Genomic DNA, 13572 nt, shown 5'->3' with positions numbered 1-13572 from the left:
GCTAGTCGTCGCCGCAGCGCGCGCCCGTAGCTCAGCTGGATAGAGCAAGGAGCTTCTACCTCCTCGGTCGGGGGTTCGAACCCCTCCGGGCGCGCCAACTCGCAAGCCGCCCTTGCCGTGCTTTGGGGCCACCACGAGACCTGGCGCAAAATGGCAAGATTGTCGCTATGATATCGATACCAGGGTTGCGAGAGCGACTGTGAGGTTTTTCGTACGCAGTTATCTGCTGCCGGACACCGTCGTCCCACTTTTTAATTGTATGATTAATCGGTCGCATTTACTTGAACCGTCGTGACGTCGGTGACGGGTCAGCGACGCGACATCGGCATTGGGGACTTGACGCTGACGCTGTGCAGCATACGGTACCGCTAACAAAACGGAGGGGATGACATCGTGGAGATCGCATTCACGTCGACGGGGGCTTTGCCCGTCGACTGGGAAAAGGCGGCGTTACTTGGTCGTATCGACCTTGGCGACGGTCCGACGCCCGTGATCCTTCGCGGTGGCCGCGTGTATGACATGTCCGCCGTCGCGCCGACAGTCGCCGATTTGATCGCGGGTGGGGATTTCGATACCGATGCCGGCGCCGATCTCGGTGCCCTCGGCGACTTGAACCTGACGCCAGCGGCCGATGGCAAGATCCGTCTGCTCAGCCCCATCGATCTCCATGTCGTCAAGGCATCGGGCGTAACCTTCGCCGTATCCGCGCTCGAACGCGTGATCGAGGAGCGCGCGCGCGGTGACGCATCGGCAGCGACCGCGGTCCGTGCCCGGCTCGAGGAACGCGTCGGCGGCAGCATCCGCTCGGTCGTCCCTAGCTCGCCCGAAGCCGCTGCGCTGAAGGCCGCGCTGATCGAGGACGGCATGTGGTCGCAATATCTCGAAGTCGCGATCGGCCCGGATGCGGAGATCTTCACCAAGGGTCCGACGCTGTCGACGATCGGCTGGGGTGGCGAGATCGGCATCCGCTCCGACTCCACCTGGAACAATCCCGAACCGGAAGTCGTGCTGGTCGTCGATCGTGCCGGCAAGACGGTCGGTGCGGCGCTCGGCAACGACGTCAATTTGCGCGATTTCGAGGGGCGCTCGGCGCTCCTGCTCGGCAAGGCCAAGGACAATAACGCGTCCTGCTCGATCGGGCCGTTCATCCGGCTGTTCGACGAGAATTTCGGCATGGACGATGTCCGTGCCGCCCAGATCGCGCTGACGATCGAAGGCGCCGATGGCTACCGGCTCGACGGCAGCAGTTCGATGGACCAGATCAGCCGCGATCCCGAGGAACTTGTCCGCCAGGCGATGAGCGAGCATCAGTATCCGGACGGCTTCGTGCTATTCCTCGGCACGTTGTTCGCGCCGACGCAGGACCGCGACGAGCCCGGCCGCGGCTTCACGCATGCGGTCGGCGACGTCGTCACGATCTCGAACCCGAAGCTCGGCGCGCTGGTCAATCCGGTGACGACGTCGAAGGATGCGGCGCCGTGGAATTACGGGATCGGCGACCTGATGCGCAATCTCGCGAGCCGGGGGCTGCTCGGCCATACCAAGAATCAAGGGGCGTAAGCGCGTGTTGCAGAAGACCGAAATGGCCGACCAGACGGCGATCTATCCGAGCCTGAAGGGCAAGCGCGTCCTGATCACTGGCGGCGCGTCTGGGATCGGCGCCGGTCTGGTCGAGGCGTTCGCGCGCCAGGGTGCGCATGTCGCGTTCGTCGACATGGCCAAGGACGCCGCGGACGCGCTGATCGAGACGCTGACGCCCGACGTCGCGACCGCGCCGATATTCCTGCCGCTCGACCTGCGCGACGTCGACGCGCTGAAGACGACCGTCGCGACGATCGAGGACCGGCTCGGCGGCATCGACGTGCTGATCAACAACGCCGCGAACGACGATCGCCACACGATCGAAGAGATCACGCCCGCATATTGGGACGAGCGGATGGCGACCAATTTGCGCCATTTGTTCTTCGCAGGGCAAGCCGTGGTGCCGTCGATGAAGCGCGCGGGCGGCGGCGTGATCCTCAATTTCGGCTCGATCTCGTGGCATCTCGCACTGCCCGAACTTCTGATCTACCAGACCGCCAAGGCCGGCATCGAGGGCATGACTCGCGCGATGGCGCGCGATCTCGGCGGCGACGGTATCCGCGTCAATACGATCGTCCCCGGCAACGTCGAGACGCCGCGCCAGCTGAAATGGTATACGCCTGAGGGTGAGGCCGAGATCATCGGCGCGCAGTGTCTCAAGACCCGCGTCCAGCCCGCGGACGTCGCGGCGCTGGTGCTGTTCCTCGCGTCGGACGATGCGAGGATGTGCACCGGTCACGATTATTTCGTCGATGCCGGGTGGCGCTGAGATGAGCCGCGCGGTTCCCGTCGAAACGACCGCGGAAAGCATCTGCGACGTCGGTGCGACGCTCGGCGAGGGCCCGATCTGGATCGCGCGCGACGCAGCGCTCTGGTTCGTCGACATCAAGGCGCCGTGCGTACACCGGTTCGATCCGGCGACGGGAGCACTCGACACCTGGAAGGCGCCAGACCAGATCGGCTGGATCATTCCAGCAGACGATGGCGGGTTTCTCGCCGGCGTCCGTGGCGCTCTCCACCGGTTCGATCCCGCCACCGGCGCGTTCGAGGAGATTGCGGTCGTCCATGCCGAGACTCCCGGCAATCGTCTCAACGATGCCGCGCGCGATCCCACCGGGCGCGTATGGTTCGGGACGATGGATAACGCCGAGTCCGAGGACACCGGCCACGTCTATCACTGGCAAGACGGTGAACTGACCAAGACGGAGATCCCGCCCGTCGCGATCACCAATGGCCCCGCGATCTCGCCCGACGGCCGCACGCTGTATGCTGTCGACACGATCGGCAAGCGGATCGACGCCTACCCGATCGACGCGGACGGTAATGTCGGCGAGCCACGCCTTTTCCTGACGATCGGCCCCGATGATGGTCATCCCGACGGGGCGATCTGCGATTCCGAAGGCGGCGTCTGGGTCGGGTTCTTCGGCGGTTGGGCGGCACGCCGGTTCGCGCCGGATGGTACCTGCACCGACATCGTCCGCTTCCCGGTCGCGAACATCACCAAGATCGCGCTCGGTGGGCCCGACGGTCGCACCGCCTATGCGACGACCGCCGCGAAAGGCCTCGACGACGAAGCGCTCGCAGCCCAGCCGCTGGCCGGAAACCTGTTCACCTTCCGCGTTGCCGTTCCCGGCGTCCCGGTCGAACCCGTCACACTTTAGTGCAACCGATTTTACGACACCCCATTCACGATAAGCGTCGCCGTTAGAGCGCCGTCACGGAGAGGAAAACCAATGACTATAGCGGCAGAACCCGCGCCCCAAGTGAACCGAGCCCTGATTGCGATGATCGTCATCGTTGCGACCATCGGCGGGTTCATGTTCGGCTATGACTCGGGCGTCATCAACGGCACGCAGGCGGGGCTCGAGAGCACGTTCGCGCTGTCGTCGCTCGGCACCGGCTTCACCGTCGGCGCGATCCTGATCGGCTCGTCGGTCGGCGCGTTCATGGCCGGGCGGCTTGCCGACAACCTCGGCCGCCGCAACGTCATGATGATCGCCGCCGTCCTCTTCATCGTTAGCGCGCTCGCTGCGGGTGCGGCAACGTCGGCGACGATGTTCGTGCTCGCCCGCATCGTCGGCGGTCTCGGCATCGGTGCGGCCAGCGTGCTCGCCCCGGTCTACATCTCCGAAGTCGTCCCCGCGAACGTCCGCGGCCGGCTTTCGAGCGTGCAGCAGATCATGATCATCACCGGCCTGACCGGTGCGTTCGTCGCCAACTGGTATCTTGCGCGCATCGCCGGATCGTCGACCGCGTTGTTCTGGCTCGATTACCCGGCATGGCGCTGGATGTTCTGGATGCAGGTCATCCCCGCCGCGATCTATCTCGCGACGCTGTTCCTGATCCCCGAAAGCCCGCGCTTCCTGGTCCTCAAGGGCCGTTACGACGAGGCGCAGGTCGTCCTCACGCGCCTGTTCGGTGCAGCCGAGGCCACGCGCAAGGTCGCCGAAATCCGCGGCTCGCTGTCGGTCGACGCGCACCGCCCCAAGCTGTCCGACCTGATCGACAAGGCGAGCGGCAAGATCCGCCCGATCGTCTGGACCGGCATCGGCCTCGCAATCTTCCAGCAGTTCGTCGGCATCAACATCGTGTTCTATTATGGCTCGGTGCTGTGGCAGTCGGTCGGCTTTAGCGAGAGCGATGCGCTGCTGATCAACATCCTGTCGGGCTCGCTGTCGATCATCGCCTGCCTGCTGACCGTCGCGCTGGTCGACAAGGTCGGTCGGAAGCCGCTCCTGCTGATCGGTTCGGCCGGCATGACCGTCGCGCTGGCGATCGTCGCGATTTGCTTCGCCAGCGGTGCGATCGTCGAGGGTTCGCTGCACCTGTCGGATCGCAACGGCCTGATCGCGCTGATCGCGGCCAATGCGTATGTCGTGTTCTTCAACCTGAGCTGGGGCCCAATCATGTGGGTGATGCTCGGGGAGATGTTCCCGACGCAGATCCGTGGCTCGGGCCTGGCGGTCGCGGGCTTCGCGCAGTGGTTCGCCAACTTCGCGATCTCGGTCAGCTTCCCGACGATGGCGATCTCGCTCGGCCTGTCGCTCACCTACGGCTTCTACGCGCTGTCGGCGTTCGTCTCGTTCTTCTTCGTCTGGAAGATGGTTTCGGAAACCCGCGGCCGCGAGCTGGAAGACATGGTGGGGTGATGCCGACTGCCGGACCGCGGCTTGGGTCGCGGTCCGGTAGGTACGAGTCATCGCGGAGTTCGATTTGGCGTGGTCGTGTCAGACCGCCATCGTCCTCCCCACGATAGCAACTACCCCGGCGGAGGCCGGGTCCCAGTTGGCGAGGCGGAAATAACGGGGGACCTTCCGTTAGCAACGTCCCCCAACTGAGCCCCGGCCTTCGCCGGGGGGGTGCTTTTGGGAGGACGACTTCGGTTCATGATACCGCGTCTCGAGGCGCTTGGCCGCCTCCCTCGGTCACTCCAGCGGAGGCGCGAAACCATATTGGCTGACCCTTGCGAATTTATCGCAAAGGTCAGCTAGTATGCATTCTCGACGCTGAAGACGATCAGTGACTTAAGTAAGGGGCGAGACACCGAGCCCCGCTCTCAGACCTCACGCCTCAGTGGTTATGCCGAGGCGTCTTCGCCGAAATCCCGCGATACTTCACCGCGAAGTCGAGCACGCCGCCCTCGGCCAGCTGCCCGGTCTTTTCACGGTACAGTTCTTCCCATGGCGTATTGCTCTCGGGCACCGGTGGCAGCCCCTCGCCCTTGCGTCGCGCAATCTCGTCGGGTTCGACCAGCGCATCGCAGGTCCCCGCGATCAGATCGATCCGCACCACGTCGCCCGTCCGGATCCACGACAGCCCACCGCCGACCGCGCTCTCGGGCGACACGTTCAGGATCGAAGGACTGTCCGACGTCCCAGACTGCCGCCCGTCGCCAAGCGTCGGCAGCGCCAGCACGCCGCGCTGGATCAGCGCGTCGGGTGGCTGCATGTTGACGACTTCCGCCGAGCCCGGCCAACCGATCGGTCCCGCGCCGCGGATTACAAGGATACAGCCCTCGTCGATGTCGAGCGCGGGATCGTTGATCCGGTGGTGATAATCGTCCGATCCCTCGAATACGATCGCTCGCGCCTCGAACCGATCCTCGGCCCCCGGAGTCGAGAGATAGCGCGTGCGGAACGCCGGCGAGATCACCGACGTCTTCATGATCCCGAAATCGAACAGGTTGCCCTTCAGCACCAGGAAGCCGGCGCGTTCCATCATCGGTGCATAGAACGGCTTGATCATCTCGCGATCGCGCGTCTCGCGGCCAGCGATGTTCTCACCGATCGATCGGCCGGTGACGGTGAGGCAGGACGTGTCGAGCTTCCCGCCCGCAATCAGCTCGTGCAACACCGCGGGCACGCCGCCAGCGCGGTGAAACCGCTCGCCGAGATACTTGCCCGCCGGCTGCATGTTGACCAGCAGCGGTAAGTCATAGCCATGATCCGACCAGTCCTCCGGGTACAGCGTCACGCCGGCATGCTGCGCCATTGCCATGATGTGCGGTTGCGCGTTGCTCGATCCGCCGATCGCGCTGACCACGCGGATCGCGTTGAGGAAGCTGTCGCGCGTGAGAATCTTCGACGGGCGCAGGTCCTCATACGCCATCTCGACGATCCGGCGGCCGGTCTCGTATGCCATTTGGCCGCGCTCGCGGTACGGCGCCGGGATCGCCGCGCAGCCGGTCAACGACAGCCCGAGCGCCTCGGCCACCGCGTTCATCGTCGACGCCGTGCCCATCGTGTTGCAATGCCCGGCGGACGGCGCGCTGTCGGTGGCGCGGTTGAGGAATTCCTCCTCGTCGATCTCACCCGCGGCCAGCTTGCGCCGGCTACGCCAGATCACCGTGCCAGAACCGACCAGTTCGCCGTCATGCCAGCCGTCGAGCATCGGTCCGCCCGACAGCACGATCGCCGGAATATCGACGGTCGATGCCGCCATGATCCCCGACGGCGTGGTCTTGTCGCACCCGGTCGTCAGCACGACCGCGTCGATCGGATAGCCGTAGAGCGTCTCGACCAGCCCCAGATACGCCAGGTTGCGATCGAGCGCCGCGGTCGGCCGCCGGCAATTCTCGAAGATCGGATGGACCGGAAACTCCATCGCGATGCCGCCTGCGTCACGAATGCCGTCGCGCGTTCGCTTGGCGAGTTCGAGATGGATGCGGTTGCACGGCGAAAGGTCGCTACCCGACTGCGCGATGCCGATGATCGGCCGCCCGGAGCGCAACTCGGCCGGTGTCAACCCGTAATTCATGAAACGTTCGAGATACAGCGCAGTCATGTCAGAGCGGGCGGGATCGGCGAACCAGTCGCGCGATCGGAACGACTTCACCGGTACACGGTCCACTGCAAACTCTCCTGAACGCGGTCGATTATTTGATGGGAGCGCTACCGCGACGATCGTCGGTCGGTCAAGCGCCAGTCGATACTATGCGTGAACGCGCGACGGTGGTCGGCGACGCGGCGCGGCGTCCGACTGACGGCGCACCAGGGTATAATCGAGAACGACATGGCCGTTCGCATCCTTGCCGCCGCTGCGCCGATTGAAGATCGCCGAGACCAGCAACTCTACCGCCGCGCGCGACATGTCGGCGATCGGCTGGTGGATCGTCGTCAGTTCGGGCCAGATCGTCGTCGCAAGCGCGCTGTCGTCGAACCCGCACACCGTCAGGTCGCCCGGCACGTCGAGACCCCGACGATGCGCGACCGCGACGGTCGCCGCCGCCATGTCGTCGTTGCTGGCAAAGATCGCGGTGGGCGCGTCCTTCGCGTCGAGCAATTGCTCGGCACCGTCGAGACCGGAGCGATAGGTAAACAGGCCGTTCACCACCAGCGACTCGTCCGGCGCCAGACCGGCATCGGCGATCGCCGCGAGATACCCCTCGTGACGAAGCCGGCTCGCGGTCTGGTTCGGGTTGCCGATGATGAACCCGATCCGCGAATGCCCCAGCTTAACCAGGTGTTCGGTCATCGCGCGTGCCGCTTCGAAATCGTCGATCGTGACCGCGGCCGACCCCTCCGGTGGGGACCCGGTCGCGACGACCACGGTCGGCACGCCGGCCTCGGTTAGCACGTCGAGCACCGCGCGCGAATCGCACAGTGGCGGCGGCAGGATGACGCCGTCGATCCCGCTCTCGATCATATGCCGCGCCACTTCGATCTCATGGTCGCCGATGTCGCATTTCTCGACGATCAACTGCACGTCGCTGCGGCTCGCCTGTTCGAGGCTGCCGACCAGGAATTCGCTTAGATATGCCGCGCTCGGATTGCTGTAGAGCAGGCCGATCCGCATCTGCCCGCCGCCGGCTAGGCTGCGCGCGGCGCGGTTGGGGGCGTATCGCAGCGTATCGATCGCGACGTTGACCGCCTCGCGCGTCGCCTCTCGGACCTTCGCTTCCCCATTGATGACGCGCGAAACGGTCATCGGCGAAACGCCTGCGAGAACCGCGACGTCGGAAATGGTGGGTGCGCCGCTTCTGCGGCCCGAAGTGTTGCGCGGCTTGCGCGTGGCGAGGCTCATGCCGCGCTTTTTAGCAGGTGATTGCAATATTATCAGCATGTAATCTGAGTTACCGTGGTCGTATACTCAGAGAACATCGCGCCGCGGCCGTTCGCTCTTGCGTGTTATCGCTCCCAAGATTAGTCGGACAATCGGGATTTGCCTGATTGCGCGGCAAGCACACAGGGGACGAACGGGGAGTGCGCGTGCGATACGATCTGATCCCTACACTCTACCCCAAGCCATGGCCTCGGTGTCACATTGCCGTCCGCGACTGCTGCTACGCACTGGAACATAGTTCGCCTTCGCACCACATTGGAGCAGGTAGCTGAGAGTGATAGCGCGACCTTTGTGGCCTCGGCGCATTTTGGCCGACGATTTTCCGACGCACCGCCGTTCCGGTCGGTGCGTCCCTCGATTTGATTTGGAGAACTGACATGGACGGTACCTTCCCGATCGGCGCGCGCGCCGTAGACAGCGACGTCACCTTCCTCGCAATCGACCCGTCGACCGATGCGAAGATCGAACCCGCTTTCGCGGTTTCGAGCGAAGAAGATGTCGCGGAAGCCTGCAAGCTCGCCGAAGCAGCGTTCGATACCTTCCGCGAAACCGATCCCGAAACGCGCGCGAAATTCCTCGAGACGATCGCCGACGAGATCGAGGCGATCCACGAGCCGCTCGTCGCCCGTGCGATCCAGGAGAGCGGCCTGCCCCGCCCACGCCTCGAAGGCGAGCGCGGTCGTACCACCGGTCAGCTCCGCCTGTTCGCCAAGCATCTCCGCGCCGGCACCTGGGCCTCGGTCATCATCGACGAAGCGCAGCCCGATCGTAAGCCCGCCCCCCGCTCCGACCTTCGCCAGCGCCGCATCGCGGTCGGCCCGGTCGCGGTGTTCGGTGCATCCAACTTCCCGCTCGCCTTCTCGGTTGCTGGCGGCGACACCGCCTCCGCACTCGCCGCCGGTTGCCCGGTCGTGGTCAAGGGCCACCCAGCGCATCCCGGCACGTCGGTGATGGTCGGCAAGGCGATCCAGGCCGCGGTTGCCAAGTGCGGTCTGCCCGAGGGCGTGTTCTCGCTGGTCCAGGGCCCTGCGAATGAACTCGGCGCCGCCCTCGTCAAGGACGCGCGCATCAAGGCGGTCGGCTTTACCGGCTCGCGCGGCGGTGGCCTTGCGCTGGTGGCACTCGCCGCAGCCCGTCCCGAGCCGATCCCGGTCTACGCCGAGATGAGCAGCGTCAATCCGGTGATCGTGTTCCCCGCGGCCCTCGCGGCACGCGGCGCGGCACTCGGCACGGCCTATGTCGGTTCGCTGACGATGGGCTCGGGCCAGTTCTGCACCAACCCGGGCATCGTGATCGCGGTCGATGGCCCCGATCTCGACGTGTTCGTCGAAGCCGCGGCAGCAGCATTGGGTGCCGCAGCACCTCAGGTGATGCTCACCCCCGGCATCCATGCCAGCTACGACAAGGGCGTCGCCGCGCTTGCCGGTCACGACGCGGTCGAGACGATCGCACGCGGCACCGAAGCCGAAGGCGCAAACCGCGGTCGTGCGGCTTTGTTCTCGACCACCGGCAAGGCGTTCGTCGCCGACCCTGCGCTGTCGCATGAAGTGTTCGGGGCTGCCTCGATCATCGTCCGCTGCGCCGATATCGCCGAGGTCCGCCAGGTCCTCGAACAGGTCGAGGGTCAGCTGACGATCACGCTGCAGATCGACGAGGGCGACTATGCCGATGCCGCAGCTCTGGTGCCGGTGCTCGAGCGGAAGGCCGGTCGCATCCTCGCGAACGGCTGGCCAACCGGTGTCGAGGTTGCCCCTGCGATGGTACACGGCGGCCCCTTCCCCGCCACCTCGGACCCGCGCACGACCTCGGTCGGTACCGCGGCGATCGAGCGCTTCCTGCGCCCGGTCTGCTACCAGGATCTGCCCGATGCGTTGCTGCCGAAGGCGGTCAAGTACGACAATCCATTGGGCCTGCCGCGCACCGAGGGCTGATCGGATGAGAGAAGGAAGGGCGCGCTGCCGAACGGCAGGGCGCCCTTCCTTGTTCTCCCGCGAAGGCGGGAGCCAGTCTGGGTCCCCGCCTTCGCGGGGAAACATGCTGGGAGATCGGTTGCTCCCCCCGCACCACCCCGGCGTAGGCCGGGGCCCAATTGGGTGGAGTTGTCAACGGAGCGCCACCCGTCGTTACTGCCACCTTTCCAATTGGGCCCCGGCCTTCGCCGGGGTGGTATGAGGGAGGGGCAGAGCTTCCCAAACACCCCTAATCATTGACACGCGCGCGCGCGATACCCACTAGTCCGGCATGACAACGCCTGACTCGTCGCGCACCATTTCCCTGCCCGCAGACCTCGGCAGCTACATCGACGAATTGACCGACGGAGGGCATGGCGACGCCGCCGCCATCGTCCGCACCGCGCTCCAACAGATGCGCGACCGCGACGTCCTGCAAAAGCCCGCCGAATTCCTGATCGGTGGCGGCGAATGCGGGATGCTCGTCCGCCAGCGCGACTGGAGCGCGACCTCGCTCGGCCCGATCGACTCGTGGCCCGCCGAACTCCGCGTCACGCTCGCCAACATCCTCAACTCGCCCGTCGCCAAGGTCGTGATGTGGGGGCCCGAACACGTCATGCTCTACAACGACAGCTACCGCGCCGTCGCCGGCGACCGCCACCCGGCCGCGCTCGGCAGCCCGGTCGCGACCGCGTTCCCCGAGGTGTGGGACTGGAACCGCGCGGTCCTCGAAGCAAGCCTGCGCGGCGAGACCGTCGCCTACCGCGACCAGCCGATCCTGTTCCGGCGCCCCGAAGGCCCCGAAACGCTGACGCTCGACCTGTTCTACACGCCTGTCTATTGCGCCGGTGGCACAGTCGGCGGCGTCCTGTGCACGATGGTCGACAATAGCGGCCGCGTCGAAGCCGAGCACCGCCTCGCCGCCAGCGAAGCCGAACTCCGCCGTGTCACCGACGCCGTGCCGATGCTGATCTCGTACGTCGATCGCGACCACGTCTATCGTCTCGCCAACGCGCAATATGACGAATGGCTCGGCATCTCGCCCGAGACGATGATCGGCAAGCCCGTCCGCGACGTGCTCGGCGACGCGGTCTACCAGGATCGCCGCCCCTCGTTCGAGCGCGCGTTGGCCGGCGAGAGCTTCATCGCGCAAACCGTCTTTCCGCACCGCGACGGCCGTCCGCGCCGCTCCGAATTCCGCTATGTTCCGCATGTCCAGGCGGACGGCGCGATCGCCGGCATCTACGTGCTCGGCATCGACGTGGAGGATCGCGCCGAACGCGAGGCCGCACTCGGCATCAGCAACGGCCGCTTCCGCACCGCGATGGATGCGGTCCACGGCGTGCTCTGGACCAACAGCCCGGACGGCCGAATGATCGGCGAGCAACCCGGCTGGGCGACGCTCACCGGCCAGTCGATCGACGAATACCAGAATTTTGGCTGGGCCGACGCGATCCACCCCGACGATGTCGCATCGACGATCAAGGCGTGGACCGCCGCCGTCCTGAACAAGTCGATGTTCGTGTTCGAACACCGCGTCCGCCGCCATTGCGGGGCATGGCGCACCTTCGCGGTCCGCAGCCTGCCAATCCTCGATTCGGCGGGCGAAGTCATCGAATGGGTCGGCGTCCACACCGACATCACGCACCAGCGCGCCGCCGAGGCCGCCTTGCGCGAACAGGCCGAAGCGCTCGCCCGCCAGGTCCGCCACCGCGAACGCGCCGAGGATCAGCTCCGCCAGCTCAACGAGACGTTGGAGGCGCGCGTGATCGCCGAGATCGGCGAGCGCCGCGAGGCCGAAGCCAAGCTTGCCCAGTCGCAGAAGATGGAGACTGTCGGCAAGCTCACCGGCGGCGTCGCGCACGACTTCAACAATCTGCTTCAGGTCGTTTCGGGCAATCTCCAGCTGCTCGGCAAGAACCTCGCCGGGAACGAGCGTGCGGAGCGCTGGGTCGCCAACGCGATGGCCGGCGTCACGCGCGGCTCGAAGCTCGCCTCACAGTTGCTCGCGTTCGGACGTCGCCAGGCGCTCGAGCCTAAGGTCGTCAACGTCACGCGGTTCGTACGCGGGATGGACGACATGCTGCGTCGCGCGATCGGCGAGGGCGTCGAGATCGAGACCGTGGTCGGCGGTGGCCTGTGGAACACCTTCATCGACCCCGCGCAGATCGAGAACGCGCTGCTCAACCTCGCGATCAACGCGCGCGACGCGATGGAGGGCCAGGGCAAACTCACCATTGAACTCGGCAACGCCCATCTCGACGACGCCTATGCGCGCAGCCACGAGGAGGTCGAAGCCGGGCAGTACGTCCTGCTCGCGGTGTCCGATACCGGCAGCGGCATGAGCCCGGAAATCATCGAGAAGGTCTTCGAACCGTTCTTCTCGACCAAGAGCGAAGGCAAGGGCTCTGGCCTCGGCCTGTCGATGGTCTACGGCTTCGTCAAACAGTCCGGCGGTCATGTGAAGATCTATTCCGAGGTCGGCGAAGGCACGACGATCAAGCTGTACCTCCCGCGCGCGATGGAGAGCGAGGACGTCGAGGTCGTCGCCGATGCGGGGCCGATCTGCGGCGGCACGGAGACGGTGCTGGTGGTCGAGGATGACGACGAGGTCCGCACCACCGTGGTCGAGCTGCTGACCGATCTCGGCTACAGCGTCCTGAAGTCGGTCGACGCGGCCAGCGCGCTCAACGTGGTCGAGAGCGGCGTGCCGATCGACATCCTGTTCACCGACGTGGTGATGCCCGGAACGCTCAAAAGTCCGGAACTCGCGCGCAAGGCGAAGGAGCGGCTGCCCAATCTCGTGGTGCTGTTCACGTCGGGCTATACCGAGAATTCGATCGTGCACGGCGGCAAACTCGATGCCGGCGTCGACCTGTTGTCTAAGCCGTATTCGCGCGAGGCGCTGGCACGGAAATTCCGCGAAGTGCTGGCCAATCGGCAGCGCGGCGACTCGCATGCCGCCAAGGTCGCTCGCGATGCGCGGATCGAAGCGGATCGACGGCTGGACGCGTCGGCAAGGCGCACCGTGTTGCTGGTCGAGGACGACGAGATGATCCGCGCGAACACCGCCGAGATGCTGCAAGGCAGCGGCTTCGTGGTGGTCGACGCGGCGAGTGCCGAGGACGCGATGACCGCGCTCCAGACCGTGCCGATCGACGCGCTGGTTACCGACATCAATCTGCCTGGCGTGTCGGGGCCGGACTTCGCCCGCACCGCGCGCGCGCTGCGACCGGGCGTCGGGATCGTCTTCGCGAGCGGTGACACCGCGTCGGTCGAGGGCGATACGGATGCGATCATGCTGGAGAAGCCGTACGGGCTCGATGCGCTGACGGCGGCGGTGCTGGCATCGCTGGGTGAGACGGCGCTGGCGGAACCGCTTGCGGCGGACCGGGTGGACTCGGCGGAGTAAAGCCGGTCGGCAGTTTAGCGATCCTCCCCCGCAAGGGGGAGGTGGCAGGCGTAGCCTGACGGAGGGGGA

Annotated in this window: 8 protein-coding genes and 1 tRNA gene; 7 read left to right on the top strand and 2 right to left on the bottom strand. The window is 65.9% G+C overall.

The genetic code is table 11. The annotated features are described in order from the left end of the window. Positions 1-20 precede the first annotated feature (20 nt). The 5 genes from C8J42_RS07330 (at position 21) to C8J42_RS07310 (ending at position 4730) form a co-directional block, all read left to right on the top strand. Positions 21-97: transfer RNA gene (locus C8J42_RS07330), tRNA-Arg, on the top strand. A 296-nt stretch (positions 98-393) separates the two neighbouring features. After that, positions 394-1560, top strand: coding sequence for a fumarylacetoacetate hydrolase family protein (locus C8J42_RS07325; protein WP_243644173.1), 1167 nt, complete (start codon positions 394-396; stop codon positions 1558-1560). A 22-nt stretch (positions 1561-1582) separates the two neighbouring features. Further along, complete coding sequence (locus C8J42_RS07320) at positions 1583-2350, top strand: SDR family oxidoreductase (RefSeq protein ID WP_133019485.1); 768 nt, start codon at positions 1583-1585, stop codon at positions 2348-2350. Then, entirely contained in the window at positions 2334-3242 is a 909-nt protein-coding gene (locus C8J42_RS07315) for an SMP-30/gluconolactonase/LRE family protein (protein WP_133019484.1), read from the top strand. Before C8J42_RS07320 ends, C8J42_RS07315 begins: the two co-directional genes overlap by 17 nt. Before the next feature lie 78 nt (positions 3243-3320). Further along, positions 3321-4730: a sugar porter family MFS transporter gene (locus tag C8J42_RS07310; protein ID WP_133019947.1), complete on the top strand. Its 1410-nt coding sequence runs from the start codon at positions 3321-3323 to the stop codon at positions 4728-4730. Between the two features lie 421 nt (positions 4731-5151). Here C8J42_RS07310 and C8J42_RS07305 read toward each other — a convergent pair whose 3' ends face one another. Continuing rightward, positions 5152-6930, bottom strand: a complete 1779-nt coding sequence (locus tag C8J42_RS07305; protein WP_133019483.1) for an IlvD/Edd family dehydratase — start codon at positions 6928-6930, stop codon at positions 5152-5154. An 81-nt stretch (positions 6931-7011) separates the two neighbouring features. Continuing rightward, complete coding sequence (locus C8J42_RS07300) at positions 7012-8103, bottom strand: LacI family DNA-binding transcriptional regulator (protein WP_133019482.1); 1092 nt, start codon at positions 8101-8103, stop codon at positions 7012-7014. A gap of 416 nt (positions 8104-8519) precedes the next feature. Here C8J42_RS07300 and C8J42_RS07295 point away from each other — a divergent pair, with 416 nt between their 5' ends. Both C8J42_RS07295 and C8J42_RS07290 read left to right on the top strand, forming a co-directional pair. Then, positions 8520-10073 (top strand): aldehyde dehydrogenase (NADP(+)), encoded by a 1554-nt coding sequence (locus tag C8J42_RS07295; protein WP_133019481.1) that lies wholly within the window; start codon positions 8520-8522, stop codon positions 10071-10073. 310 nt (positions 10074-10383) lie between these two features. Then, positions 10384-13503 carry a PAS domain-containing protein gene (locus C8J42_RS07290; protein WP_133019480.1) on the top strand — a complete coding sequence of 1040 codons (3120 nt, stop codon included), beginning with the start codon at positions 10384-10386 and terminating at the stop codon, positions 13501-13503. The last annotated feature ends 69 nt before the right edge of the window (positions 13504-13572 follow it).

This window comes from Sphingomonas sp. PP-CE-1A-559 (assembly GCF_004340965.1).
In the GTDB taxonomy this organism is placed as follows: Bacteria; Pseudomonadota; Alphaproteobacteria; order Sphingomonadales; family Sphingomonadaceae; genus Sphingomonas.
The sequence above is the reverse complement of the archived record's forward strand: the minus strand, read 5'-3'. Positions and strand labels throughout refer to the sequence as shown.

What these genes read in the sequence shown, in the direction of transcription:
- C8J42_RS07320 (WP_133019485.1), top strand. Translation starts at nt 1,583, where the DNA reads ATGGCCGACCAGACGGCGATCTATCCGAGCCTGAAGGGCAAGCGCGTC.
- C8J42_RS07315 (WP_133019484.1), top strand. Translation starts at nt 2,334, where the DNA reads ATGCCGGGTGGCGCTGAGATGAGCCGCGCGGTTCCCGTCGAAACGACC.
- C8J42_RS07300 (WP_133019482.1), bottom strand. Translation starts at nt 8,103, where the DNA reads ATGAGCCTCGCCACGCGCAAGCCGCGCAACACTTCGGGCCGCAGAAGC.
- C8J42_RS07295 (WP_133019481.1), top strand. Translation starts at nt 8,520, where the DNA reads ATGGACGGTACCTTCCCGATCGGCGCGCGCGCCGTAGACAGCGACGTC.
- C8J42_RS07290 (WP_133019480.1), top strand. Translation starts at nt 10,384, where the DNA reads ATGACAACGCCTGACTCGTCGCGCACCATTTCCCTGCCCGCAGACCTC.